Genomic DNA, 26582 nt, shown 5'->3' on the forward strand with positions numbered 1-26582 from the left:
CAATTACTATTGTCAACAACGAGTTGGCTGTAGATGCGGGCGTCGCCTCGATCACGGGCAGCCCTGACTTTAACGTGCAGAACCGCTTTACGGGCACCGACGGGGCCGGCAACGACGCGGGCTGGCGTCTTCTTTCGGCTCCACGAGCAGGGATGGACAGCGACGAGATTGGACAGACGCTGCCACAAGCGTCCTCGGGCAGCATTCTCTACACGTGGGACGGTGCGGCACAGAACTTCGTACCGCAGGACCTTACCAGCACCAACAACCTGCCTGCAGGCGAAGGCTTCTTCCTGTATCTATTTGACATCGCCGGGCGCGACCAGATTGACGCCAATCCGGGCAGTACCTGCGGGTCGGGCAGCGCCTGCATCCAGACGGAGGGCCCGCTCTCGTTTGCGGATCCAGTGTCGGATGCGTTTGGCACGGCCAGCGTCGATGTTGCCATCGCGGATGAGGACAACCCGACCGCCACCGAGGCGGGCTACGTGCTGGGCAATCCATTTGCGCAGTCGTTTGACGTGGGCAACCTCGTAGTCAGCAGCCGTAATAGCGATGTCATTGGCACCGAAGGCCAGTTTGTGGCCTCGGTGCAGGTCTGGAATCCGCAAGACGGCCAGTTTGAGGTGATCAACGCCGATCCGAATCTGGACACCGCTGTTGCGCCATGGCAGGGGTTCTGGGTGCTGCGCACATCGACCAGCAGTTTGGATCTGGAAACGCTCACGTTTGAGTCAAGCGGGCGGACCACCGGCGCGCCGTTCATCCCAGCGAAGTCGATGCAGCCGACCTCGGTGGAAAGCGGCATTCTGGATGTGACGATGGAGGTCGAGGATGGCAGCGGGGCACTGATCGCCTCCAGCGAGGCGTCGATCTACGCCCGAAGCGGCGCTACGCTCGGCGATGACGTCTACGACGCGCCTCGCATTACGCCGCCGAACGCGTCGTATGCGCAGGTCTCGTTCGTGCAAAGCAGCGACCAACGGCGGCAGGCGCAGTACAGCGTGCCCTACGACTTAGATGAGCACGTGGAGATTCCCTTGCATGCCGAAGGTGTTGGGCTCAGCGGCACAGCCACAATCAGCACCGATGACTGGACGAACATCCCAAGCGACTGGGCGCTCACGCTCGAAGACACCGAGACGGGCGCGCAGGTGCCGCTGGTGCCAGGCGAAACGTATACGTTCGACTTGAGCGATAGTGGAAGCGGCTCCGGCGGAATTGGCGGCGGCGTGCAAGGCGATGCAGTAGACAATCCGCGCTTTATTGTGCGGGCGGGACCAGAAGCGCCGCTGCCGGTGGAGCTAACCACGTTTGAGGGGCAGTCCGATGGGCAGGCGGCAGTGCTCTCGTGGACGACGGCCTCCGAGACCAACAATGCGGGGTTCCGTATCCAACAGCAAATGGAGAGCGGGACGTACGAAACGATAGAATTTGTCGAAGGCGCAGGCACCACCGACGCGCCGCAGTCCTACCAGATTCGGGTAGACGACCTGAGCTATGGTTCGCACACGTTCCGCATCGAGCAGGTGGACATCGACGGGACGGCCACGCTGAGCGATCCGGTGGAGGTGCAAGTGCGCCTGCAAGATGACATGGCCCTTACTCCAGTGGCGCCGAACCCGGTGCGCGGGCAGGGCACCGTAGAACTCACCGTACGCGAAACGCAGTCCGTGACAGCCACGGTGTACGACGCCCTGGGCCGCCGCGTGCGCACCCTGCACGACGGCGAGATCGCCGGGCAGCGCCCGGAGACGCTAACGATTGACACAGCCACCCTCGCAAGCGGAACGTACTTCCTGCGTGTGCAAGGCGAAGACGCTATGCAGACAACGCGGTTCGTCGTCGTACGATAACATCCAGACGGTGAGACCGCCAGCACCCTCAATCATGTAATCCAAACATCCCAAACTCATGTCTACGTCCTACAATACATCACCGCCCTGGCGTTCGGAGGACGCCGAGCCATCTGATCAATATGAATCGGATGCCGATACGCCGCGTCCTGCGGGGTACGAGCCGCCGCGTGTGCGCTCACTGGGCACGCTGCCCGAGTCAACCGGCATGCAGGTCTCGGCTCCTTCAAATCCGCCCACACCAACTCCATAGTGCGAACCGCACTCTCCCGTACGCTTTTACCGGCCCGATGAAAACCGATCCCAACACCCCCATCGCGGCGTTTCGCATGGCGAAGTCGGCAGGCGAGGGCGTTACAGTACACGTTACGTGCTCAGATGCAGACGTGGGGCCGTCGACGTCTGGCTGGCATGCCATCGGTCAGGCGCTGGAGCTGGAGCCGGTGCCTGCTGCTCATGCACTTAATGCCGACATCTACATTGAGCTGGCCCGTGCGTTGCCGCCCCGCCCCGAAGCAGCCACTCGCGTTAGCCGAGACGAGCGAGGGGCCGTATGGCGCGATCCCTCAGGGTGGTGGATCGAACGCACAGCATATGCAGCCACGCTGGCATCCACCACACCGCATGCCACGCTGGCCATGACGACCGCCCCAGCCGCTGACGAAGCAACGTACCATTGGGCGCATGCCTTTCGCGACGTGCTCACCCTGCTCCTCCCCCGCACCGGCTGGATGCCGCTTCACGCCGCAGCCCTGCGCGCGCCTCCTGCATCCACAGGACCGAATGCCCTCCTGCTGGTCGGGCCGTCTGGATGCGGGAAGTCCACGCTCACCACCGGGCTCATGATGCGCGGGTGGGCGGGCGTTAGCGATGACATGCTGATCGTGCCCCCGCCTGCAACAACGAGCGTGCACGTCCGCAGCCTGGCGCAAACCATTCACGTGTGCACCGATGTGTGGGACCGGCTGGACCTGCCCGCATCCACCAGCGCCAACCTGCCGCGCAGTCTGTTTGGGCGGTTTACGGAACGAGAAAAGCGTCCGCTGGGCTCGCATATCCGTCCGCGCCACCAGCGTCCCGATGCCGTTCCCACAATGCGCCGTGCGGCGCAGGCGGCCCCTGCCGCACTCCTTCTTCCAACCATTACGGATCGCAAGAGGAGCGAGCTCGTTCCTTGCTCAGCCACGCAAGCTCTGCCTGAACTCATGGCGCAGGGCGTACCACCGGCCCTCCTCCCGCCCGATGCCGCCCGCGCCCAGTGGGACCGCATGGGGCACCTGCTGCGTCAGTGCACCGCGTATCGTCTGCACGCCGGGCGCGACCTTTACCACGATCCGGGGCATCTAACAGCGCTCCTGCAAACTCAAACGGCGCTCGCATAGCCTTCTGCATCTGCCCTCCGTCATCATGTCTACCGCTCCTGCCTTTGCCGACGATGTGCCTGTGCGCTGCGCTGCGCATGCCACCGCCACCGCGCTTGATGCCGATGCTGCTGTCGTGCTCGACCTGAACAGCCAGACGTACTACGAACTCAACGAAGCCGGATACGTGCTCTGGGCATATCTGCAAGAGCATGAACAGGCCACCGCTCCCGAACTGGCCGAGGCGCTCCGTGCGCACGCCAACGCCAAAAGCAACGACGCCGACCCCGCCCTTTCACAGGCCACCGCCCGTACGCACACCGACACGTTTCTGCAATCCATGCGCGCGGTCCAGCTTATCGTGCCTGCATCATGATTGCCGACGAATCTCCAACCATAGCGGCGCAAATCCAGCAGTATGCCGCGCGCCCACGATGGCGCCGGGCCCTGGCGTGCACGCGGGTCCTGCCCCACGCGCTCTGGCTCTACGCCACTGTGGCGGTCCACCTGCGCCGTGTGCAGCATGCCGCCGCGTCGCGCACGCTTCCCAACGTACTGAAGCGCCTGACCCCATCCATACCTCATACCACGTGGCACGGACTGGGCTCGCCGCTTGCACTGGGTGCGTGCCTGACAGTGGCCTACCGGCTTACCACACGCGGGCACTCTGGCCGCTGCCTGCCACGCGCGCTTCTTCTGTTCGGATTGGTGCAGCGCACCCAACACGCACCCGTGCATTTCTGCCTCGGCGCACAGCGCGACCGTCCGCATGAGCACCTGGCCCACGCCTGGGTCGAGGTCCAAGGCACAGCGCTGGCCGAGCCCGTCGATCCGCGCGCCACCCATCGCCTGCTCTACCGTTATCCGTCTACCGCCTGATGGCCGTTCCCGACGCTGTTTCTGATACTGCTGTTCAGGTGGGATGCGCCGCGCTCCGCCACGCCCTCCAGGTCGATGCAAAGGAGACATGGACGGCCACGCTCAACAGGCATGGCCCTGCGTGTGAGCCGCGCCACCTGATGGCATGGGCCCAGCATCACAACGTGATTCCCTCGGTGTATCGCGCACTTGCGGCTGTAGACCACCCGAACGCCGCTCCCCTGCGCAGTGCCCTTGCTCCGCATGCACAGACCGTGGCGGCGGCCGGCCTCCTACAGGCCCAGGCACTTACCGACATCCTGCACGCGTTGGACCGTCACAACATCGACGTGATTCCGCTGAAAGGCGTGCACCTGGATGTGCGGGCGTACGGCGGCCCCGGACAGCGCAAAGACGGCGACCACGACCTGCTCATCCGCCCCGAACAACTCACCGATGCGGTCACGGTGTTGCGCGACCTTGGCTACGCCCCCACCGACCCTGACCGTCCGGTCGAAACGTGGCACGAGACCGTGCCCATCCACCATGGGCCGCCGCTCGTGAAGCAAGACGGTCCGATGCCAAGCTGGATCGAAGTGCACTGGCACACCGCGCCCGTCACCGAAGGGCTGCGCCTGCACAATCCAGCACAGCGTACTGCCAACGTGTGGCGCCGCTCGCACCCCGCGACCTTGCATGGTGCTCCCATCCGTGAAATGGACCCTGCCGACGAGGTGGCGTACCTGGCGCTGCATGCCATCCGCCACATGGCACAGCACACGCGTGGTCTCTCGCTGCGCTTTTCGATGCTCGAAGACCTCTACCGGCGCATCCAATCACTGCCGGATCTCTCGGGACGAACGCTTCAAACGCGCATGCAGGCACTGGGGCGGGTGGATGTACAGGGGCCGCTGCACTACGTGTGGGCAACCTTGCTCGGCGCTCCGCACGACGCGCTCTGGCCCAACGGTGCGAGTCCGAGGAGGGCGTGGCCGCGCCAGGGGTGGGAGCGATGGCTTTTGCCCGAGACGTTTCTGCGCAGTGCCCCCCATCCGGATGGGCCTTCAAGGCGGCGCTGGCATCGCGAAAAGGCGTGGGGATTGCTCCTGCACACGCTCCTCCTTCCACGCTGGCGCGACCGAGCAGCGCTTATTGCGCGTGATCTACTCGGTCCGCTGGTGCAGGTGAACGAGAACGACCGCGCGGTAGCTCCGTCCCTGCCCGACCCGCTGCTGCTTCCCGTGCGGTGGGTGCGACTCATGCGGCATCTGGTGCGCAGGTAATAGCCGGTGTTAGAGCCTGTTTTGATTTCTTATTTTGGGCTCCGAGCGGCTCCGCTGGACTACAAAGGATCCCCCGGTATCGGGCCGTAGCCCCAGCTACGAACCTCTACCGTGGTGTCCTTTTCGCCTCACCGGCGCTCGCTCTCGCCGTCAAACGAAACCCCAAACAGGCTCTTAGGGCGTCTTTTGTTTTCATTGGGTAGGGACACGACGCGCTTGTGTCCCTATGGCTACGTGGTCGCGGATACGATTGCACCAGAAGAACGGGTTAGGCCACGAGAACGCCCGCAATGGTGGCTGTCATCCAGGACGCGAGTGCTCCGCCGAGGACTGCACGCAGCCCCAGTGCGGCGATTTCGCCTCGACGTTCGGGCGCGATGCCGCCAATGCCGCCCAGTTGAATGGCAATGGAGGAGAAGTTGGCGAATCCACACAGCGCATACGTGCCAATGATGATAGAGCGCTCGCTCATCACGCCACGCAGTTCGCTCAGCGAGGCAAACGCGATGAATTCGTTAACAGCCACCTTTTCGCCCATGAGGGTGCCAAAGCTCAAGATGTCAGCCGCCTCTACGCCCATTGCCCAGGCCAGTGGGGCAAACACAAACCCAAAAATAGACTGGAGCGAAAGCGCTTCGAACCGCTGATTGGACCATTCGGCTACCAGCGTGTTGATGTCGTAGAGTTGCGTGCCGCCTACCGTGGGCCCGCCGAGCCATCCGAGTCCGGCATTGATGACGCCAATCAGCGCAATGAACGCCAGCAGCATGGCCCCTACGTTCAGGGCCAGCTTGAGTCCTTCGGAGGCCCCATCGGCGGCGGCATCCAGAATGTTATCGCTGGGCTGCTCATAGTTGATGTCGCCAGCGCCGGCTGTTTCAGGCGTCTCGGTTTCAGGGATCAAGATTTTAGCCACGACGATAGCGGCGGGCGCACTCATCACCGAGGCCGACAGGAGATGCTTGGCAAACAGGACGCGCTCAGCCTCCGACTCGCCCCCTAAGAATCCGATATACGCCGCCAGTACACCACCTGCAATCGTGGCCATGCCGCCCGACATGAGCACGAACAGTTCACTCTTCGTCATACTTTTTACGTACGGCTTGATGGCCAGGGGCGCTTCCGTCTGTCCAATAAACACGTTCGAGGCGGTAGCCAGCGACTCGGCCCCCGAGATGCCCAGGGTTTTCTGCATGATCCAGCCCGCGCCGCGCACGACCGGCTGCACAAGACGCAAGTAGTAGAGCACCGCCATCAGCGAAGCAAAGAAGACGATGGTAGGCAATACATGAAAGGCAAATGGCCCCTCAGCCGGACTCCCCAGCGAATCTCCAAAGATAAACGTAGAGCCTTCGTAGGTGAAGGACAGCACCGTGTTAAACAGGCTGGCCAGCGTATCGAAGACGACCTCGCCAGGGCCAGTTTTTAAGACCAGAAGAGCAAACACTAACTGCAAAGCAATGCCCGACCCCACCAGCTTCCAGTCGATTGCTTTTCGGTTGGTAGAGAACACATACGCAATGCCAACAAACACGGCCAGGCCAAACGCGCCGCGTAGCAACGCAACAGAAAATGACATACAAGGGTGGGGTTATCCGCAGAGAACACGTCCGCACAAGATACAGAATGAAACGAAGATGCCAAATAGTAGAGAGGCATTCGTGCACTCAAATGGGCATCTATGGCATCGCTCACACGTTATTCATGAGATGCCGGAGCCTGCGCTTGTTTTTGGAGCATTATCGATAGCGTCGCTCCACGGCATTCGTGAAATTGACGGCAGCATCGCTGTAGATATTGATCTTGTTACGCCGAAATACATCTTGCGCAATGATCTGCGACGCCTCGCGCCAGGACGTGGCATCGCCCAGTGCGCTTAAAATCTTCGCATAGCGCGCGGTTGAGCCATCGAAGAGTTGATCTACGAACAGGCGCCGCCGTCCAGCTTCGAGATCGCCGAGTGCGTCGGACTCCAGCGCATCGAGCTGGTCGGGCGTAGGAGAGGCTGCCGCGTCGTTCGTAGGAGTACGTTGGGCAGTGCTGCCCTGTCCAAACTGCTTCCAGCGTGCCGTGCCTCCCGCCGCCGACTCGTCGGATGCGGAAGGGGCTTGGGGCGAGGCACTGCCCGAGGCACGATGAAATTGCTTCCACCGGGGCGTGGGGCCGTTGGATGAGTCATCTTCGGACGATGTGGCGGAGGCGTCGGAGGAAACAGGGCGCGGGCCGCTGGGGACGTCCCAGGTGGGCTCGTGTGTGCTGTCGTTGCTTGCAGCACTGTGCTCTGTTGCCGCGTTGCTATTCGAGGTCGAGGAGGCATCGGCGTCCGATGAATCCGAATTGCGTTCAGAGGGGCGGCCCCACAGCGACGCGGTGTCGGAGGAGGCTTCTGCAATATCTTCTGCGTCAGAAGACGTTTCCGAGGGCTGTTCGAAAGAAGACGACTCGCGAGGCGGTTCGTTCGAGGTAGGCTCGGCCGGTGGGGAAGGCTCGTTTGCTTGCGTGTTTAGCGTATCTTCGGGCGGAGCAGAGGATGCCGTGGGGCGTGCTGAAGACAGTGGGGGCGAAGCCGCTTCCTTCGTATCCGCAAGTACCGATCGCAGCTCATCTTGTGTGAGTGAGCGGTTGTCATCGAGCGCACGCAGCCGGTCGGCGTAGACGGTTTGCTCTTTGTGCGCAAAGAACGGGTGCAGCACGCGCACCGGGCAGCCCGGATCGCCATAGGCGGCCTCAGCCGCGTCGAAGAGGGGCTGCAGCGTATCCAACCAGCGGTCCACGGAGTAGTCGCGCGTGAGGATGCGGTCGACTTTCATGAGGGTCTCCCGAAAGGTTTTCGCATCCAGCCGTTGCACCTCGCGGTGCCGCGCAAACGCGTCCAGTCCTTTGCGCAGATATTCGTACGGGGCCAGCGCCTGCATCCGGTACGCAATGTACGCGACCGAGAGCGTGGTGTCGCGGCCCTCAAACAGATACGCGGTAGCCGTGGGCACCGGGCGGACCAGGTACGAAACGCCAACGTGGGCGGCCTGCCGCACCATGCGTGGCCAGTCGGATTCGGGGATCTGCCCGTTGGCCCGAAGCGCCTCCTCAAACGCCGCACGCGCCGACTCCAGCTCGGGGTCGCTGTCGTTGACCCAGGCCATCTCTTCCTGGCGCATGCTATGAATCACCTCGTCAAGCTGCTCCAGCAGCCGGTGTTGCAAGAACGACTGCACCACACTCGGCACCGCAGCGGTGCGCCAATCGTCGGGCACATACGGTTGATTCGGGGGGAAGGCGCGCAAGAGGCGCTGCTCAAGAGCTTTAGCCGTGGCGTTGGGCATGAAGACAACACGCTATAGATGGACGATACGCGGCGTGCCAGAGGCACCAAGAAGACGGCAACACGAAGAGCCATTGCGGAACGGCTGCAGCCGGGAACGTGCCCTCGTGACCCTGCGTGCATGAGCGTCCCCGCCGTTGCTGATCCAGATGCTCTGACTGCTCGTGTCGTTGTACGCCCAACTCCGTGCTCGTTCTCCGCTGGTGCTGGGCGCGTATGGACTCTTGGTCACGGTGGTATGTATCATTGTGGCGCAAGCGGTGTTCTCTGCGCCTCCAGAAAGCCACGCGTCCCTGATGCGATACTGGGGGCTCTTGAGTGCGGCGGTCGTGTCGGTGGCGGCTTCAAACATGCTTTTTCCGGACCGCATGGCTCCGGGCATGCAGCTGCTAAACCCCTCCCCGAAGGCGCTGCTGCGCTATCAGTTGACGCGCTGGGCGGCCACTGCCGGCGTGCTTGTCATACCTGCTGTGTTGCTGGCGGTGCTCTCGGATGGGGCCACCGCTCCGCAGATCAATGGCGTGCTGGTGGTGCTCGGTGTGGCGCTGTACGGGTTTGCGGATACGGTGGCGCTGGGACCGGTATCGCAAGCCTGGAGCAGTGGCACATCGGGGCAGTGGTACGCCCGCATGCGCGAAACCAGCGGCGCGGGCTTTAGCGTGCCTCGCGGGCTGGTGCCGTACCTCTTTAGCACCAGCCGATGCTTTCTCTTGGGCGCGGCGGGCGTACTGGGCGAGGGCCTGCTGCGCGCAGCGGGCCTGCCAGGGGTGAGCATTGCTGGCGGGCTGGGCGTGCTCGCATGGGCCGTATGGCGCCTGCGTCCACTGGCCGCCGCATTCGACCGCTTTTATTACCGCACACACGCCTTCTTTCAGGAAGTGCTGGGCGGCAGCATGGGCGTCTCTGACCGCGACCCGATTCCGTACGACAGTCTGTACTGGGTGCCGTCGCGGTGGCGCCCGGCTACGTGGGCCGCGCTGCGCCAGCTCGACCGGCGGCTGCCGCTGGGGCGATTTGTGGCGCTGGGGCACGTCCTGTTTTGGGCGCTCGTCTATCAGGGTGTGGCCCCCGTCGTAGTAAGCGGCTACCTGGCGCTGTTTGTGCTCGTGCAGAACGGCACCGTGCTGCTGCTTACGCGTCCTGAGTTGGCCCCGGCGGCGCTGCACCTGTCGCTTCAGCGTCCGCTCGACTGGATCATCACCCGCTGGTTTGTGGCTGCCCGCTGGCTCGGGCCGTTTGCGGGAAGTCTGGGCCTGGTGGCCTGGGCCAGCCGCTCGTACACCACCACCGATATGCTGGTGTGGACTGCGATCTATGCTGCGGTAGCGGTGGGTACGGCGCTGTGGGCTACTGCGCGCGTTGAATGGGCCCACCGCCGCCAGCTGGCATAACCAGCGCGCCATTCTGCTATTCACATTCGTTGTCTCTTCCTCCCTCATCCTCTTTGCCTGCCATGGCCGATGCGCTCACTGCCGACGCCGTCACCAAACGATACGGACGCCAGGCGCCGGTCCTGCGCGACTTTTCGCACCGCTTTGCGCCTGGAACGCTTACCGTGCTCACCGGGCCTAACGGATCCGGTAAGACCACGCTTATGCGGCTGCTCTCGGTCCTGGCTACGCCGTCGGAAGGCACGATCCGCTACGGCACGCAGGTTATCCACGACGCGCCGCACCGCTACCTGCGCCACGTAGGTATTGTGCATGCCGAGGCCGTGCTGCCCGAACAGCTTACGGCGGTAGAACTGCTTCAGTGGGTGATGCGATCGCGGGGTGCATGGACCGATGACACCGGCGCAGCCACTGTATGCCGGTGGCTCGACCGCGTAGCTCTCGATGAGCGCCGCGAGCAGCGCATTGCGACCTATTCCAGCGGCATGGTCAAGAAAACGCAGATCGCCGCGGCTTTTGTGGCGGCCCCCGACGTGCTGCTGATGGACGAGCCACTGCGCAGCCTCGATGCTCATGCCCGCACCGCCACGCTCGATGCCCTCACCACCTTTCGCGATGATGGCGGCCTGGCCATTGTGGCCAGCCATCTTACCGACGATCTGCTTGCGCGTACCGACACCCATCTCGAACTGGCCGCGCCCACGCCCTCTGCGTAGCGCCTCCATTCAGCCCTGTCCCATCGGAATCTCTGCTAAATCCGAGTGGACGTTCTCCGGGCCAGCATATATCTTACGTACATGTGCAGATTTGGTGGGGAAAGCGGCAGTTGTGCTGGCATACGCTTATTTACGAGCGTGAAGGCACGACCGCACGGTTCGGGCGTATGACTACGTACTTTTTCTCCTCATGCCGAATGCAAGTGTTGGATACTGCGATGGATGCTGAACTACTCACGTGGATCTTCCTGCTCGGCGGCGTACTGCTGATGATCCTCGAAACCGTACTGCCCGGCGGCGTTGCCTTCTTTCTGGGCGTGGGCGGGCTCCTCACGGGCGGGCTGCGCCTACTCGGCCTCGTGTCGGATCCGGTGGCGTCGGTGATTCTGTGGATGTTTGTCTCTACCGGTCTCACTATTGCGCTGCGTCCGCTGGCTGTGCGCTATCTGGGAGGCGACTTTTCGTTTGCCATGACGGACGAGGATGCCGAGGCGATGGGCCAAACCGTAACCGTGGTCGAACCGGTTGATGAAGAAAGCGCAGGCCGCATTCGCTTTCGGGGCGCCACCTGGGATGCCCGCACTACCGAGGGCCGTCTGCCCAAGGGCGCTGAGGCGCGCATCCTCTACCGCGATAACCTGACCTGGATCGTGGAGCCTGTTGACCATGCCGCGCTCGATGAGGAGTTCTCTGATGCCATCAACAATACCCAGTCCGAATCCGAGACAGACTCATCGGGCGAAGATGGCAGCGCGACCCGGTCCTCCGACGCCTCTCGTACGTCATGACGCGTCCGTGCCCCCCGCTTGCATCCCCCGCTGCACCGCACTGTCCGCTTCGACGTCTGCTGTACGCACCTGATAGATGAGGACGTACGAGGCCTCCGCTTTTACTTTCCTGACTTCCTGTTGCTGCTATGTGGACAATTATCCTTGTTCTGGTTGGGCTTGCCCTTTTCATCCTCTACAAGATGTTCATTGTCGTAGAAATGCGCGAAGAGGTGATCCTGGAGCGCTTCGGCAAGTACCGTGAGACGCTCAAACCCGGGCTTCATTTCCTCATTCCGTTTGTGGATCGCGTCGCGTACCGCCAGGAGATTCGCGAGCAGGTGATCGACGTGCCGCATCAGAAGTGCATCACAAGTGATAACATCGAAGTGGAGGTAGACGGCATCATCTACGTGAAGGTGATGGATGCGTACAAAGCCAGCTATGGCATCAACGACTACAAACTCGCCTCCATTAACCTGGCGCAGACGACGATGCGGAGCGAGGTCGGCAAGATTACGCTCGATGACACCTTCAGCGAGCGCGATAAGATGAACGAAGCGATCGTCGAGGAGCTCGATAAGGCGTCGGATCCCTGGGGCGTGAAGGTGATGCGCTACGAGATCAAAGACATCCAGCCGTCGGAAGACATTGTGCTGACGATGGAGAAGCAGATGGAAGCCGAGCGCGAGAAGCGCGCCGAAATCACCGAGTCGACCGGCGAGCGCGATGCCCGCATCAACGTATCGGCCGGGAAGCGGCAGGGCGCCATCCTGCTGTCAGAGGGGGAGCGCGAGAAGCGCATCAACGAGGCCAACGGTCAGGCGCGCGAGATGGAGCTGCTGGCCGAAGCTACGGCCTACGGCATTGAGCGCATTGCCGACGCCATTGCACAGCCTGGCGGCTCGCTTGCCGTGAAGATGCGCCTCACCGAGCAGTACATCGACGAGTTTGAGGGTATCGTGGAGAACGCGAACGTGTCGGTGCTTCCGGTTGAGGCGGCTAATCTGAAGACCTTCTTTGAGGGCGCTGCGCAAATTAGCAACCAGACGAATCCGTCGTAACGAGGCGCGTTGCCTATCCTGCCCATTAACTTTGAGCCTTTGACCCCACTGTGCTATGTACAACTCTATTGAGATGATAAGCGGCACCATCCTGGCGCTGCTGGCTGTGTATGTGCTGTTCCAGTTCCTGAAAGCCATTCGGCTGGTGCCGCAGCAAGAAGCCTACATTGTAGAACGCCTGGGCAACTACCACAAGACGCTTGAAGCGGGATTCCATGCGCTTGTGCCGTTCATCGACCGGGTCCGCTATAAGCAAGACTTGCGCGAGCAGGCCATTCCTGTGGAGCCGCAAGACTGCTTCACCAAAGACAATGTGCGCGTCCGTGTGGATGGCGTAATCTACCTGAGCGTAACAGACCCGGTAAACGCCAGCTACGGCGTGACGGACTACCGACAGGCGGCCATTCAGCTTGCGCAGACCACCACGCGCTCCGTCATCGGCCGGATGGAGTTGGATACCACGTTCCAAGAACGAGCTCTAATCAGCTCCAAGGTCGTCGATGTGCTCAGTGAGGTGGAGCAGACCTGGGGCATGAAGGTGCATCGCTATGAGATCAAGAATATCGACACGCCGCGGACCGTGCAGAAGGCTATGGAGCGCCAGATGACTGCCGAGCGCGAACGTCGCGCCACGGTAGCCCGCTCCGAAGGCCGCGAAGAGTCGAGCATCAACGATGCCGAAGGCGAAAAGCAAGAGCTCATCAACGAATCGGAAGGCGAGCGCGAGAAGCGCATCAACGAGGCCGAGGGCCGCGCCGAAGAGATTAAGGCGATTGCCGATGCTACCGCCGAAGCCATTGAGCAGGTGGCACGCGCAGTGAACACGCCGGGCGGCGAGGAGGCCGTGAAGCTGCAGCTGGCCGAGCAGTACTTGCATGCCCTGGCGCGCCTCGGACGCAAGGAGAATCAGATCTTGCTGCCCACCGACCTGACGCGCTACGACCGCATCATCGACGGGCTGGCGCTCGACGACTTCAAAGTCGAAGCCATCACCGAAGCCCAGGGCGACGGCGCACCGGGGGCGCTTTCGGGCGATGATGAGGCTGCTGATTCCGAATCTGCGAACCCCGATCGTGAGTCGGAAGGGTGATGCTTTCCAGCACGCAACGGCCCCCAAAATAGCTGTAGGGACACGGCGCGCCGTGTCCCTACATTTGTTTGTGTCTAATAAGGGAGCGTCGTGGACCTACGCCACACGCTCTACGCCCTCCTTGTACGCTTCCATGGGCGGGCAGGCGCAGATGAGGTTGCGATCGCCGTAGGCATCGTCAACGCGGCGCACCGTGGGCCAGAACTTGTCGGTGCGGAGGCGCTCCACCGGAAAGGCCGCCTGCTCGCGCGTGTACGGCTGCGTCCACTCGTTCGCCGCTACGCTCGCGGCGGTGTGCGGGGCTTCGGTGAGGACGTTGTGCTCCGCATCCGCCATACCCAGCTCAACGGACTGAATCTCGGAGCGGATGGCAATCATCGCCTCGCAGAACCGGTCGAGTTCGTCTTTCGCCTCGCTCTCGGTCGGCTCAATCATGAGCGTGCCCACCACCGGCCAGCTCATCGTGGGCGCGTGGAAGCCGTAGTCCATCAGCCGCTTGGCCACATCTTGTTCGCTGATGCCCAGCTCCTTGCGGAAGGTGCGCAGATCGAGGATGAACTCGTGGGCCACGCGGTTATTCGCGCCGGTGTACACGATGTCGTAGTGCGCACTCAGGCGCCGCGCCACATAGTTCGCATTCAGAATAGCATGCTTGGTGGATGCGGTAAGTCCGTCCGCGCCCAGCATCTTGATGTAGCCCCACGAGATCAGCAGGATGAGCGCGCTGCCGTATGGCGCGGCAGAAACAGGCGCAATCGCATGCTCACCGCCAACATCTGCAAGCGGATGGCCCGGTAGGAACGGCGCCAGATGCTCCGCCACGCAGACGGGGCCCACGCCGGGTCCGCCGCCGCCGTGCGGGATGCTGAACGTCTTGTGCAGATTCAGGTGGCACACGTCCATCCCGATTTCGCCCGGACGGCACACGCCCACCATCGCGTTCATGTTAGCACCGTCCATGTAGACCTGCCCGCCGTGCTCGTGGACGACATCGCAGACCTCGCGGATGTGTGTCTCAAAGACGCCGTGCGTAGATGGATACGTAACCATCAGCGCGGCCAGGTTGTCGCTGTGCTTCTCGGCCTTGGCCGTCAGGTCCTCCAGGTCGATATCGCCATTTTCGGCGCAGTCGACCGTAACGACGTTCATGCCGGCCATCGAGGCACTCGCGGGATTGGTGCCGTGGGCGGACTCTGGGATCAGGCACACGTCGCGGTGGCCTTCGCCGCGGTGCTCATGGTACGCCCGGATGAGCAAGAGGCCCGTGTACTCGCCCGACGCGCCCGAATTGGGCTGCAGCGACACATCGTCGAAGCCCGTAATCTCAGCGAGCCAGTTCGACAGTTCGTCGATCACCTTGTGGTAGCCTTCTGCCTGCTCGGCGGGCGCAAACGGATGCATGTTACCAAAGCGCGCATCCGAGATCGGCATGAGCGAAGCCGTCGGATTCAGCTTCATGGTGCACGACCCGAGCGGAATCATGCTCGTCGTCAGCGACAGATCTTTCGCCGCCAGCCGGTGGATGTAGCGCGTAAGCTCCGACTCGGAGTGGTAGCTGTCGAAGACCGGATGTGTGAGGAAGTCGGTGGTGCGGGGCAGGGGACCGTTGTAACCACTGTCGAGCTCGGAAGCCAGCGTTTCGGCATCGAGCGAGCGTCCGTTCTGGGCCCCAAAGATGCGGAGCAGCGCGTTGAGCTCGTCGGTCGTGATGGCTTCATCGAGCGCGACGCCGACCGAGCCGTCGTCGTAGTAGCGCAGGTTGATTGCCTCGCCCTGCGCGGTGCGGCGGATGTCGTCAGCCGAGAGCCCGTCGGGGTCGATGCGGAGCGTGTCGAAGAACGCCGTATGCTGCAGCGAGTGCCCCAGGCTGCGCAGCCCGTCGGCCAGCGTCTTGGTTGCGTCGTGGATGCGCGTTGCAATTTGAGTGAGTCCGTCGGGCCCGTGGTAGACGGCGTACATGCTGGCCATGACGGCCAGGAGGACCTGCGCGGTGCAGATGTTCGAAGTCGCGCGTCCTCGGCGGATGTGCTGCTCGCGCGTCTGCAGCGCCATGCGCAGGGCGAGGTTGCCCTCGGCATCCTTCGAGACGCCAATCATGCGGCCCGGCATCTGGCGCTTGTGGGTTTCCTTGGTGGCGAAGTACGCGGCATGCGGCCCGCCGTAGCCCATGGGCACGCCAAAGCGCTGCGTGCTGCCCAGCACGACATCGGCGCCCCAGGAGCCCGGCGCTTCGAGCAGCGTGAGGCTCATCAGGTCGGCAGCCACGGCCACGTAGGCGTCGTGGGCATGGGCATCATCGCAGAACGCCTCGTAGTCGCGAATGGCGCCGTCGGTGGTGGGGTACTGTACGAGTCCGCCAAAGAAATCGTTGGAGAAGTTGAATGCCTCCGCATCCCCCACAACCACCTCAATACCCAGCGGCTCGGCGCGCGCCTCCACGACCTCAATGGTCTGTGGATGGCAGTCTTCAGCCACAAAGAAGCGGCGTGCATCCTGGCGACGCGTAACGCGGTTCAGCATCATCATAGCCTCGGCGGCAGCGGTAGCCTCATCCAGGAGCGAGGCATTGGCGATCTCCATACCCGTCAGGTCGATCGTCATCGTCTGGAAGTTCAGCAGCGCCTGCAGGCGGCCCTGCGAAATCTCGGCCTGATACGGCGTGTACTGCGTGTACCACGACGGATTTTCCAGAATGTCGCGCTGGATGACGGGCGGCGTCACCGTTTCGTGGTAGCCCAGTCCGATAAATGAGCGGTGCATGTCGTTGTCGGATGCGTAGGCGTTGGCCTGCGCGAGCAAGTCGCGCTCGGTGACAGCCTCGGGCAGGTTGAGCGGACGGTTACTGCGGATCTCAGCCGGAATGGCTTCGTCGATCAGCGCATTGAGCGAGTCGGCGCCAACAGCATCGAGCATGGCAGCGCGGTCTTGCGCCGTCGGGCCAATGTGGCGGTGGGCGAAAACATCGGTCGAACGGAGGTCAATAGGCATGAGGATACGGGCACGTAGCCAGCGGAAGAGCGGGATAGAAGATCGACACTCGGATAAACGAGATGGCAAAAGCCGGGTTCAGTCTCTGGGCCGGTGGGCAGTGCAGGAATGTTGAAGAATATGAACCATTTGGACGGATGCGTCTTCTGCTATGCCTACACCGTTCGCATCTGCCCGCAATGCCACCTATCTTATCAAAAAGCGCTTTCCCCGATCATCCCCCACCATATTTATGACTCGTTTGAAACTCCTCGTCTGCGCCACACTCGGAGCGGTGGTGACGCTTGCTGTGCTGGCTGCGCCCCACCCCGCCGCCGCCCAGGCCCGTGCCGATTTAGTGGTGCACAACGCAACCCTCTACACCATGACACCCAATCAGCCCACCGCCGAGGCAATGGCCATTCAGGGCGAGCGGATTCTCATGGTAGGCACCAGCGATCAGGTCCGCAACGCCTACCCCGAGGCTACTACGTTAGATGCTGAAGGCCGCGCCATTGTGCCGGGTCTGATTGATGCGCACGGCCATCTCATGGGGCTGGCGGAAACCTTCCTGCAGGCCGATCTGGTGGGTACCGAATCGGTTGATGCGGTCGTGGAGCGGCTGGAGGCGTTTGCCGAGGACCTGCCCGAGGAGGCCTGGCTTGAAGGGCGCGGATGGGATCAGAACGAGTGGCCGGGTGACGGCGACTTTCCCACCCGCCAGGACCTGGACGAGGCGTTCCCTGATCGTCCAGTGTACCTGGTCCGCGTAGACGGCCACGCGGCCTGGGTAAACACCGCCGCCCTGGAAACGGTGGGGCTGGATACGATTGCTGAGATGGAAGACCCCGAGGGCGGCACCATCCGCCGCGATGATGACGGCCAGCCCACCGGCATCTTGATTGATGCCGCCATGGAGATCATCAACTCCGACATCCCCGAACCCACCGATGCCCAGCTCGATGGCGCGCTCGAAGAGGCGCTTGCCACCACCGCCCGCCTGGGCCTGACGGGTGTGCACGACGCTGGAGCGAGCCGTGCTGACATTGAACGGTATCAGCGTTTTATCGACAACGACCGCTTTCCGCTGCGCCTGTATGCGATGGTGGGCGGACGCGGCGATACGTTCGACTACTTCTGTGAAAATGGCTTGATGCATGACTACGAAGGCCGCCTGAGCGTGCGCAGCGTGAAGTTTTACATGGATGGTGCGCTCGGAAGCCGGGGCGCGGCGCTGCTTGACGACTACCACGACGACCCCGGCAACCAGGGCTTGCTCATGCGCTCTCCCGAAGGGCTTCAGGAGGATGTAGAGGCTGCACTGGCTTGCGGATACCAGGTGAACACGCACGCCATTGGCGATCGTGGCAACCGCGAAGTGCTCGATGCCTACGCCAACGCCCAGGCCGAACAGGGGGTGGGTCCAGGACGCCACCGCATTGAGCACGCACAGGTGCTGGCCTGGCCAGACATGAACCGCCTGGCCGAACTCGACATCATTGCCTCGATGCAGCCGAAGCATGCCACCAGCGACAAGGGCTGGGCCGCCGACCGTCTGGGCGAGGAGCGCGTGCAGGGCGCCTACGCCTGGCAGTCGCTCAAGGAGCGCGGCGTGCCACTGGCCTTTGGATCCGACTTCCCCGTGGAGCCGGTCGATCCGATTCAGGGCTTCCATGCAGCCGTAACGCGTCAGGATTCTGACAACGAACCGGCGGGCGGATGGCAGCCACTGGAGCGCATGGCGCGCTTTCAGGCGTTGCGCGGCTTTACACACGGCGCAGCGTACGCGGCCTTTCAGGAAGACGACCGCGGACAGCTTACCTCTGGGGCCTATGCCGACTTCGTGATCCTCTCGGATGATATCATGCAGATGCCTGCAACCGAGATTTTGGATGCTGAGGTCGTAGCTACCTACCTGGGCGGCACGCCCGTGTATGAGCGCGACGAGTAGCTCTTGTTTCGCACTCATGCCCCACAACGCAAAACGACCGCCGGGCGGCCCATCCGCCCGGCGGTCGTTGCTGTATATTGCGTCTTTTGCAGAGTGCTTAGGCCCTGTACAGGAGCCCAACGGGTACGGTTATTCGCACTCGTTTTCGAGGTAGTGCTGCGCGCGGGCTCGGTAATCACCGTACGCGGCATCCTCAAAGGTAGAGCAGGCCGCTTCGGTATCACCGCTCTGGAACTGCGACTCCGCAATCACAAAGTGATAACGCGCTGCATCCGACCGGCTTCCGCTATGTAGTTCGAGCCCCTGGCGGGCGTTTTCGATCGCGCCCTCATAGTCGCTGTCCTCGAAGAGGGCCACAGCTCGGTAGAAGTAGGAGCGGTCGCTTGGGTCCACGTACTCTTCGAGGGTATCGAGCGCTTCGAGCGCCGCCTCGATGTCGCTCGACGTGACGTTGTCTTTGCTGAGCGACGCAGAAGCACGCGCTACGTACTCATCTCGGATGCGGTCGGTAGCCAGGCTTACCGTACGCTGATCTCCGTTTTCCTCGCCGATGCGAATGGATTCCTGCATGTGCTGCATGGCCTCATCCTCGTTCTCAAGGCGCAGCTGTGCTACGCCCATGCCGTAGTAGAAGTAGGCATCTTCGGAGGCATACTCGGCACCAGTCTCAAAGTGCATGAGCGCATCCTCGTAGTTTTCGTTTTCGAGCGCGTCATTGCCCCAGTTTTTCGCCATGCGCGTCAGGTTATCCTGAATTTGGCGGCGAGCGTTTTCTTGCTCTTCTTGCGCGGCCAGTTCAATCGCTTCAGACAGGTTGTTGTAGGCCACCTCGTGGTTGCCCTGCTGACCCGCCTGCATGCCCTGGCGGTACGATTGCTCCAACTGCTGCATCGCGCTATTACCGCCTTCGCTCTGCGCAAGCGACGGAAGGGCCGTAAACGCGGCCACTATGAAAAGGGCAAGGCTTGCAACCGCCAGGCTGCGCAGCGCACTGCGGTATGAAAAAGAAACAGAAGTAGCCATGGATAGAAGAGTTCGTGGGAAAAATACGATCACGGGGTTTTCTGGCATCGACCGAACGTTCATAGGACGATGGATCTTTTGATGTTTCATGGAAAACGGTAAGGCAGCAAGGTATGCTTCCAACAGGTGCAAATTGTTACTGTTGATTGCGCTGCACCTGCTGGCGGTATTCCTCGCTGGCATAGATGGCAATTTCCACGCGTCGGTTCTGCTGGCGCCCCGACTCGGTTTCGTTGGAGGCGACGGGTTCATCCTCACCGCGGCCCAGCGCGGTAATGCGGCTGGGCTGTACGCCCTGGCGGCCCAAGTACTGATACGCCGCATCGGCCCGGCGCTCCGACAGGTCCTGGTTGTACGATGCGCTGCCTTGCGCATCGGTATGGCCGACCACCATGAGTTCAGTCTTTTCGAAGTCGCGCACGCTGGCAGCCAGGTCGTTGAGGTTACGGCGCGCCGCAGGGCGTAGCTCCGACGAGTCGAAGTCGAACAGAATGCCCGAGTCAAACGTCACTTTGATGCCCTCGCCTACGCGCTCCACCTCAGCATCTTCCAGCTCTTCGTCGAGCTCTTCGGCCTGGCGGTCCATGCGCTGCCCAATGATGGCACCTGCAGCTCCCCCGATAACCGCGCCCAGAATGGCTCCTTCGGCGGTGCCTCCCGCCGCACGACCAATGGCTGCACCGGCAGCGCCGCCCGCACCGCTTCCAATTAGCGCCCCCTGCTCGGTATTACTGAGCGATTCGCAGCCCGTCCAAACGAGCGGGCCGGCCAGAAGCAGGAGCGCAACAAGTGCAATAGAAGAAACACGGGTAATGCGGCGCATAAGCAGAAGCAAAACAAATCAGCAAACGAACGAACCGTGGGATGCAGAGCACAGGCACGCAAGGTGCTCATGATGAGCCGACCCAACGCTCCAATCTGTACGGAGAGCGCCGACCTGTGGTGTGGCGGCTGCACGGGCACTTGTTCACTACAACCCACGTGCCAAGCCGTTCATTCACAGGTTATGGACTGCAACTAAGCGATGCAGACCTCGTATCGTCCACTCCACATCGAATCCGACGTACACAATACTGTACAACACAGCAACACAGACTGCCCTGCGCAGGCAAGCATTCGCTCCAAAGCGTTCATAACGGGGGTTTGATCAGATTTTATCGGTAGTTCTGCCCTGCTTCGGGCTATTATGGCGGATGCGGACGGCTCCGCCTCGTTGTGGTGGTTCTGTCGTGTAGCGGACGCTGGTTTATCCGTGCGGATTCTTCTCGTTTTCTGTAGACTGTTCTCTGGTACTGCTATGAAGCTCATTATTCCGATGGCGGGGCGCGGTACGCGCGTGCGCCCTCACTCTCACGTAACACCGAAGCCGCTGCTTTCGGTGCGCGGCACCTCTATCGTCGAGCGCATCGTCGACACGTTTTCTGAAGCCATCGAGGCCAACATCGACACGGGGGTGTTTGTGCTCGGGCCCGACTTCGGACAGGGCGTGCGCGACGACCTCACGGCCATCTGCGAGCGCAACGACATGGAGGCGCAGTTCGCGGTACAGGACGAGGCGCTGGGCACCGCCCACGCCGTAGGGTCTGCCGCCGATTACCTCACCGGAAGCGGCATCGTGGTGTTTGCTGACACGCTCTTCGGCATGAGCGATACCGTTTCGCTCGAAGGGGCCGACGTAACCATGTGGGTCCGCGAGGTCGACGACCCCAGCCGCTTTGGCGTGGCCGTGCGCGAGGGCGAGCAGGTCGTGCGCCTTGTCGAGAAGCCCGACGAGCCCATCTCCAACGAGGCGATCATCGGCATCTACCATGTGGATGACCTGGCGTGGCTGCATCGGGAAATCGAGTACCTGATCGAGCACAACATCCGTGGCAAAGGCGGCGAGTACCAGCTCACCGACGCCTTCGACCGGATGCTGCAAGACGGCGCCGTGTTCAAAACCGCCTCGGTTGATGCGTGGATGGACTGCGGCACGATTCCGTCGCTCCTCAACACCACGCGGCGCATGCTCGAACGCGAGCCCGACGACAACCGTCAGGGCACCGTCACCAACAGCATCATCCACGAGCCGGTGTACATTGGGCCGGATGCGGACGTCAAAAACGCCGTTGTGGGGCCGAACGTCTCCATCGAGCAGGGGGCAACCGTCGACGGCAGCGTGGTGCGCGACAGCATCGTGTTTGCCCAGGGCACAGTATCCAACGCCGTTCTCAAGGATACGCTCGTCGGCCAGCATGCTACGGTGGATCCGGGGGCTACGGTGCTCAACGTAGGCGACCACAGCTACGTAGGCCCGCGGTCATAGCACCGCTCTGTACGTTTCGTGATGCTGGATCGCTGCACTACCGCTGTATCACGCCTCAATCCTGGGGCAGTAACGTACCTCTCTTACATGCTGTCATCTTGAGCGAAGCGGCTCCGCCAAGGAGACGCAGAGTCGAAAGATCTCCCACACGCCTGGCACAACCTCTCACCCGCCAGGTACCCGCTAACCGAGCGGGAGATGGTTCGACTGCGCTCACCATGACAGGCTTTGTTGGAGAATGGCTTCAGGACAACCATCAAAATGAGGGTTGACACAGCACTACGCGCATCATGAACCTGTAAATTAGCGTTCGAACCGGGCGCGGCATGGAGCCTGCCGCGCCTCCTCTCGTTGAGCACACGCGGTTGATGCCAGGACGCCCTGCGCATCGACCGCTGCTCGTTTGTGCCATGCTGACACGCTGTATAGGATGCATACGTATCCCGATTCCATCGAAGACAAACTCGGCTTCACCCTGGTGCGCCGCCGCCTGGGTCAGCTCGTAAAGGGGCCGCTGGGCGAAGAACGTCTTGAGGGGATGCGTCCCGCCCGCTCGCGCGACTGGCTCGACTCGGAGCTGCAGCGCGTGCATGAAGCGCAAGAGGCGCTGCGCTACGACCGCGGCATCCCGCTACAACATGTGCACGACGTGCGCGGCACGCTGCGCAAAGCCCGCCCCGAAGACGCGTACGTCTCGGCAGAGGCGCTGCACGCGGTGCGTCAGATTCTGGTGACGGGCCAGCGCCTATCGCGCTACTTTGCGGATCGCAGGCACGACTACCCGTCGCTGCAGCGCAGCACGCGTCGCATCGACCCGCTCACCGACCTGGAGGCGCACCTCGGTGCCATCATCGACGACGACGGCTCGATCCGTGACGACGCCTCCGACGCGCTGCAACGCATTCGTCGCCAGATTCGGGAGCGGCAGAGCGCGCTGCGCACGACGCTGAACCGTGAGCTGCGCAAGGCGGTTGGCAAGGGCTATGCGACCGAAGATCAGCCCACGCTTCGCGCCGGGCGCATGGTCATTCCCATTCGGGCCGAGGCCAAGCGCAAGGTGGATGGCTTCATCCACGACACCTCGGCCACGGGGCAGACGGTGTACATCGAGCCGGCGGCGTGCCTCCAGCTGAACAACGAGGTGAGCGAGCTAAAGGCCGATGAGCGGAACGAGATTGAGCGCATTCTGCGCGCTGCCACATCGCGCGTGCGTAAGCACATCGCATCCATTGAAACCAATCTGGAGGTGCTCGGGCAGTTCGACCTGCTACAGGCAAAAGCCCGCATGGCCAACGAGATTGAGGCGCATGTGCCGAATCTGAACGACGAGGGCCACGTGAAGCTCGAAGATGCCCGCAACGCTGCGCTGGTGCTGCATCGCCTGCACAGCGACTCGCCCGAATCGGATGAGCCGATTGTACCACTTTCGCTGGAACTGGGGCGCGACTTTACGACGCTTGTGATTACCGGTCCGAATGCGGGCGGCAAGACGGTGGCCATGAAAACCGTGGGCCTCTGCTCGCTCATGACGGCGTACGGGCTGCCCATCCCCGCGGCGCCGCACAGTACAGTACCGCTCTGGTCGAAGATCATCGTCGATATTGGCGACGAGCAGTCGATTGAAGACGACCTCTCCACCTTCAGTTCGCACGTGGCCAACCTGCGCCACATGATGCGGCAGGCCACGCCCAACACGCTGGTGCTGATTGATGAGGCGGGTACGGGCACCGATCCGGAGGCCGGGGGCGCGCTGGCACAGGCGCTGCTGGAGCGCCTCACCAAGACCGGTGTGCGCACCATGGCCACCACGCACCACGGTGCCCTGAAGGCATATGCCTACGAAGCCGATGGCGTGGAGAACGGGTCGATGGTGTTCGACCAGGAGACGCTGGCCCCCACGTATCAGTATCAGCAGGGCGTTCCGGGGTCGTCGTATGCATTCGAGATTGCCGAGCGCATGGGGCTGGATACGGGGCTGCTCGACCGCGCCCGCACCCTGGCGGGCGAGCAGATGTCGGCGCTGGAGGACCTGGTGAAGACATTCGAGACGCGCACGCAGAAGCTGGAAAAGCAGGTGCGCGAGGCTGAAGAAGCCAAGCGGCGGGCGCAGTCGGAGCGCGAGCGGATGCAGCAGAAGCGCACCTCTATCGAGAAAGAGCGCGAGGAGTACCGGCAGCAGGCACTGGAGGAGGCCGAGCGCATCGTAAACGAGGCGAATGCGCGCGTAGAGCGCACCATTCGCGAGATCAAAGAGGCCGAGGCCGAGCGCCAGGCCACCAAAGAGGCGCGCGAGCGGCTGGAGGCGTACAAGAAGGAGGTGCACGCACGCAACGAAGACGAGCAGGAAGCCTCTGCCAACGAAGCCGCTGGGCAGCCTTCCAAGCCGAGCCCGCAATCTGGTGATGACGGGGCTCCGGCTGCCTCTAATGGCACACCGCAGCAGGAGCCGATTCAGGAGGGCGACCAGGTGGTGGTCGACGACGGCTCGACCAAGGTCGAGGTGCTCGAACTGGAGGGTACCGAGGCGCTTGTCGGCTCGGGGCCTATGCACATGCGTGTACCGCTACATCGGCTTACGCGGGTGGGCGGGGCGCGCTCGGCATCCGACAAAACCAGCAGCTACAGCAGCGGACCCATGACCGCGTTGGAGGCCTCGCATCGCATTGATCTGCGTGGGGAGCGAGTTGAGGAGGCTTTGCTGGAAGTGCAGCACTTCGTTGACGACGCCGTGGCGGCAGGGCTCAACCAGGTCGAGGTTCTACATGGCAAGGGTACTGGCGCGTTGCGCGAGGCCATTCACGACCAACTGCGTGAGCGCTCGGATGTGGCACACTTTGACATTGCACCCATTGAGGAAGGCGGAGCGGGCGTGACGCATGTTACGTTGGCCTCGTAACTGTTGCCCAACCCCTTCTGTCTGCCGAGCTTTGCCGAAGGCGTGATCCTCTGGACATTTCCCCCTTGGAGAAGAGGGTAGAAATCCACCCGAGTCCGCAGGACGACGGATGGAGCGAGGCGGAATGAGAACCTGTTTTGATTTTTTACTTTGGGCACCCCAGGAGTACTTCTTCCCTACGGTCAGGGCGCTGCGAGCGGCTTCAATGGGCTGGGGCCGAAGGTCATACCCTGGTGCAAATTGCCCCCGATCTCGGCCCGTAGCCCCGGGGGCCTTTAGGTCATGCCTCTGGTGCTACGAACCTCCATCGTGGTTCAATTTTCGCCGCATTGCTGCTCGCTCTCGCCTGCAAACCAAACCCCAAACAGGTTCTAAAGGGAGAAGGACTTCGAACGAAGTAGAGGGGCGATGTCTTGTAGCGTTATCACGTAGCGTCTACCCACCACCAGCGGCTGGAATTGCAGGCGGATGGCAATATCGTTTCATAGCGATTACAAACGCAGGGCACCCGCGTTCTCCCAAGTTGTTAGAGCAAGATACACGTTTTGCATAGCGGGTCTGTTCTGGATGGTAGCCGAACTGCATGGTAGTCAATGGAGCACGACGGCTACCGACCCCTTTGCGCTTGCTCCCCTCTATATTCGTTGGTTTGTTTCTATCTGCTCTTGGTGTTATGGAAAACGCGCAGTCGCCCCGCATCCTCGTCATTGAAGACAACGAAGAGCTGAGCACAAGCCTCACGCTCTATTTAGAATCACAGGATTACGATGTAACCATGACCACCGACGGCGAATCGGGCCATGAAGAGGCCGCGTCGCTACCGGGGTACGACCTCATCATCTTGGACGCGAAACTCCCTGACCGCGATGGCTTTGCGGTGCTTCGCCAGGCACGGGCCGAGGGCGTGCAAACGCCGGTGCTTATGCTTACAGGGCTTGGCGGCCACGAGCACAAAATGCAAGGCTTTCAGTCGGGTGCCGACGACTACCTCACAAAACCCTTTGCTACCGAAGAGCTGATGGCCCGCATTGAGGTGCTGCTGCGCCGCGAAGCGCAGGCGATCGAGGAAGGCGGCGTGTTTGAGGTGGGCGGCCTGACTGTTGACCTGGACGGGAATACGGTCACCCGCAATGGCAAGCCGGTCAAGCTGACTGACCTGGAGTACGCGCTGCTCGAATATCTTATCCGCCGTCGTGGGCGTACCGCCACACGTGAGCAGATCTTGCGGGATGTGTGGAATCTGCCCGCCGAAGTCGAAACCCGCACCATCGACCGCCACGTGAACGCCTTGCGCGATGTGATGGACGGCGATGAGGAGTCGCAGTGGGCGATCCGCAGCGTGTATGGCATTGGTTATAAGCTGGTGGGCGCCACGCATGTCGAGGAAGACCCGTCGGGGAACGCCTCCGACGAAGGCGCTGAAGCGGCTAACGTGTAGCGTGGGCTAACGTCGCAAGGTAGTGGTTAGACGTGAAGTGACTACTCTCCTGGCAACACCCTTTCCTGAGGCGAACGGTCCCCCGTTCGCCTTCCTCAGTCTCACCGTAGGCTAAGGCACGGCTCTGGCATGGAGGTTTCGGCGATACCCAGCAAAAAAGCTTCCCCCTCTCATCCTACACAGGACGCGAGGGGGAAGCGCATGCCTAACAGTAAAGGGGATCCGCAGCGAGGTGTGTTCAGCACGGTTGTTCAGTTGGATTCCAGGGCGCGGTGCCGCTCCAACGACCCGCCCGAA

General features: G+C 62.2%; 20 protein-coding genes. 15 read left to right on the plus strand and 5 right to left on the minus strand.

Annotation, left to right across the window (positions count from 1 at the left end; genetic code table 11):
- From CRI93_RS10085 to CRI93_RS10105, 6 genes are all read left to right on the plus strand, one after another.
- The coding region (locus CRI93_RS10085) for a T9SS type A sorting domain-containing protein (RefSeq protein ID WP_141491660.1) at positions 1-1856 on the plus strand (1856 nt) is incomplete at its 5' end.
- Between the two features lie 58 nt (positions 1857-1914).
- A complete protein-coding gene (locus tag CRI93_RS15165) occupies positions 1915-2109 on the plus strand; it encodes a hypothetical protein (RefSeq protein WP_141491661.1) in 195 nt (64 codons plus the stop codon).
- 37 nt (positions 2110-2146) lie between these two features.
- Positions 2147-3238 carry a hypothetical protein gene (locus CRI93_RS10090; RefSeq protein WP_098062515.1) on the plus strand — a complete coding sequence of 364 codons (1092 nt, stop codon included), beginning with the start codon at positions 2147-2149 and terminating at the stop codon, positions 3236-3238.
- 25 nt (positions 3239-3263) lie between these two features.
- Positions 3264-3593 (plus strand): PqqD family protein, encoded by a 330-nt coding sequence (locus tag CRI93_RS10095; RefSeq protein WP_098062516.1) that lies wholly within the window; start codon positions 3264-3266, stop codon positions 3591-3593.
- Entirely contained in the window at positions 3590-4096 is a 507-nt protein-coding gene (locus CRI93_RS10100) for a lasso peptide biosynthesis B2 protein (RefSeq protein WP_098062517.1), read from the plus strand. The genes CRI93_RS10095 and CRI93_RS10100 overlap by 4 nt, the downstream gene beginning before the upstream one ends.
- The gene (locus tag CRI93_RS10105; RefSeq protein ID WP_098062518.1) at positions 4096-5358 is read left to right on the plus strand and encodes a nucleotidyltransferase family protein; all 1263 of its coding nucleotides are present in this window, start codon (positions 4096-4098) and stop codon (positions 5356-5358) included. Before CRI93_RS10100 ends, CRI93_RS10105 begins: the two co-directional genes overlap by 1 nt.
- Before the next feature lie 268 nt (positions 5359-5626).
- Here CRI93_RS10105 and CRI93_RS10110 read toward each other — a convergent pair whose 3' ends face one another.
- Together CRI93_RS10110 and CRI93_RS10115 are read right to left on the minus strand one after the other, a co-directional pair.
- Complete coding sequence (locus CRI93_RS10110; RefSeq protein WP_098062519.1) at positions 5627-6937, minus strand: NupC/NupG family nucleoside CNT transporter; 1311 nt, start codon at positions 6935-6937, stop codon at positions 5627-5629.
- A gap of 160 nt (positions 6938-7097) precedes the next feature.
- Positions 7098-8678, minus strand: a complete 1581-nt coding sequence (locus CRI93_RS10115; RefSeq protein WP_098062520.1) for a hypothetical protein — start codon at positions 8676-8678, stop codon at positions 7098-7100.
- Between the two features lie 163 nt (positions 8679-8841).
- Between CRI93_RS10115 and CRI93_RS10120 the strand changes: the two genes are divergently transcribed.
- The 5 genes from CRI93_RS10120 to CRI93_RS10140 all read left to right on the plus strand — a co-directional run bounded on the left by CRI93_RS10120 (position 8842) and on the right by CRI93_RS10140 (position 13705).
- On the plus strand, positions 8842-10068 hold the full coding sequence (locus tag CRI93_RS10120; protein ID WP_141491662.1) for a hypothetical protein: 1227 nt from the start codon (positions 8842-8844) through the stop codon (positions 10066-10068).
- Between the two features lie 62 nt (positions 10069-10130).
- Positions 10131-10784, plus strand: coding sequence for an ABC transporter ATP-binding protein (locus CRI93_RS10125; protein ID WP_098062522.1), 654 nt, complete (start codon positions 10131-10133; stop codon positions 10782-10784).
- A 218-nt stretch (positions 10785-11002) separates the two neighbouring features.
- Positions 11003-11572 carry an NfeD family protein gene (locus CRI93_RS10130; RefSeq protein WP_098062523.1) on the plus strand — a complete coding sequence of 190 codons (570 nt, stop codon included), beginning with the start codon at positions 11003-11005 and terminating at the stop codon, positions 11570-11572.
- A 128-nt stretch (positions 11573-11700) separates the two neighbouring features.
- A complete protein-coding gene (locus tag CRI93_RS10135; RefSeq protein ID WP_098062524.1) occupies positions 11701-12615 on the plus strand; it encodes an SPFH domain-containing protein in 915 nt (304 codons plus the stop codon).
- 55 nt (positions 12616-12670) lie between these two features.
- A complete protein-coding gene (locus CRI93_RS10140; RefSeq protein WP_217992528.1) occupies positions 12671-13705 on the plus strand; it encodes an SPFH domain-containing protein in 1035 nt (344 codons plus the stop codon).
- A 96-nt stretch (positions 13706-13801) separates the two neighbouring features.
- On the opposite strand, the gene gcvP is transcribed toward CRI93_RS10140, so the two are convergent.
- The gene (gene gcvP / locus CRI93_RS10145) at positions 13802-16693 is read right to left on the minus strand and encodes an aminomethyl-transferring glycine dehydrogenase (RefSeq protein WP_098062525.1); all 2892 of its coding nucleotides are present in this window, start codon (positions 16691-16693) and stop codon (positions 13802-13804) included.
- A 232-nt stretch (positions 16694-16925) separates the two neighbouring features.
- On the opposite strand from gcvP, the gene CRI93_RS10150 reads away from it, so the two are divergent.
- Entirely contained in the window at positions 16926-18623 is a 1698-nt protein-coding gene (locus tag CRI93_RS10150) for an amidohydrolase (protein WP_098062526.1), read from the plus strand.
- A 129-nt stretch (positions 18624-18752) separates the two neighbouring features.
- Here CRI93_RS10150 and CRI93_RS10155 read toward each other — a convergent pair whose 3' ends face one another.
- Together CRI93_RS10155 and CRI93_RS10160 are read right to left on the minus strand one after the other, a co-directional pair.
- Positions 18753-19646 carry a tetratricopeptide repeat protein gene (locus tag CRI93_RS10155; RefSeq protein ID WP_176521820.1) on the minus strand — a complete coding sequence of 298 codons (894 nt, stop codon included), beginning with the start codon at positions 19644-19646 and terminating at the stop codon, positions 18753-18755.
- A gap of 136 nt (positions 19647-19782) precedes the next feature.
- A complete protein-coding gene (locus tag CRI93_RS10160) occupies positions 19783-20469 on the minus strand; it encodes a YiaD family glycine zipper/OmpA-like lipoprotein (RefSeq protein WP_098062528.1) in 687 nt (228 codons plus the stop codon).
- A 474-nt stretch (positions 20470-20943) separates the two neighbouring features.
- Between CRI93_RS10160 and CRI93_RS10165 the strand changes: the two genes are divergently transcribed.
- The 3 genes from CRI93_RS10165 to CRI93_RS10175 all read left to right on the plus strand — a co-directional run bounded on the left by CRI93_RS10165 (position 20944) and on the right by CRI93_RS10175 (position 26285).
- On the plus strand, positions 20944-21951 hold the full coding sequence (locus CRI93_RS10165; protein WP_098062529.1) for a sugar phosphate nucleotidyltransferase: 1008 nt from the start codon (positions 20944-20946) through the stop codon (positions 21949-21951).
- Between the two features lie 430 nt (positions 21952-22381).
- Positions 22382-24847, plus strand: coding sequence for an endonuclease MutS2 (locus CRI93_RS10170; RefSeq protein ID WP_098062530.1), 2466 nt, complete (start codon positions 22382-22384; stop codon positions 24845-24847).
- A 673-nt stretch (positions 24848-25520) separates the two neighbouring features.
- On the plus strand, positions 25521-26285 hold the full coding sequence (locus tag CRI93_RS10175) for a response regulator transcription factor (RefSeq protein ID WP_098062531.1): 765 nt from the start codon (positions 25521-25523) through the stop codon (positions 26283-26285).
- Positions 26286-26582: the final 297 nt, after the last annotated feature.

The sequence above is a fragment of the Longimonas halophila genome, assembly GCF_002554705.1.
Lineage (GTDB): Bacteria > Bacteroidota > Rhodothermia > Rhodothermales > Salinibacteraceae > Longimonas > Longimonas halophila.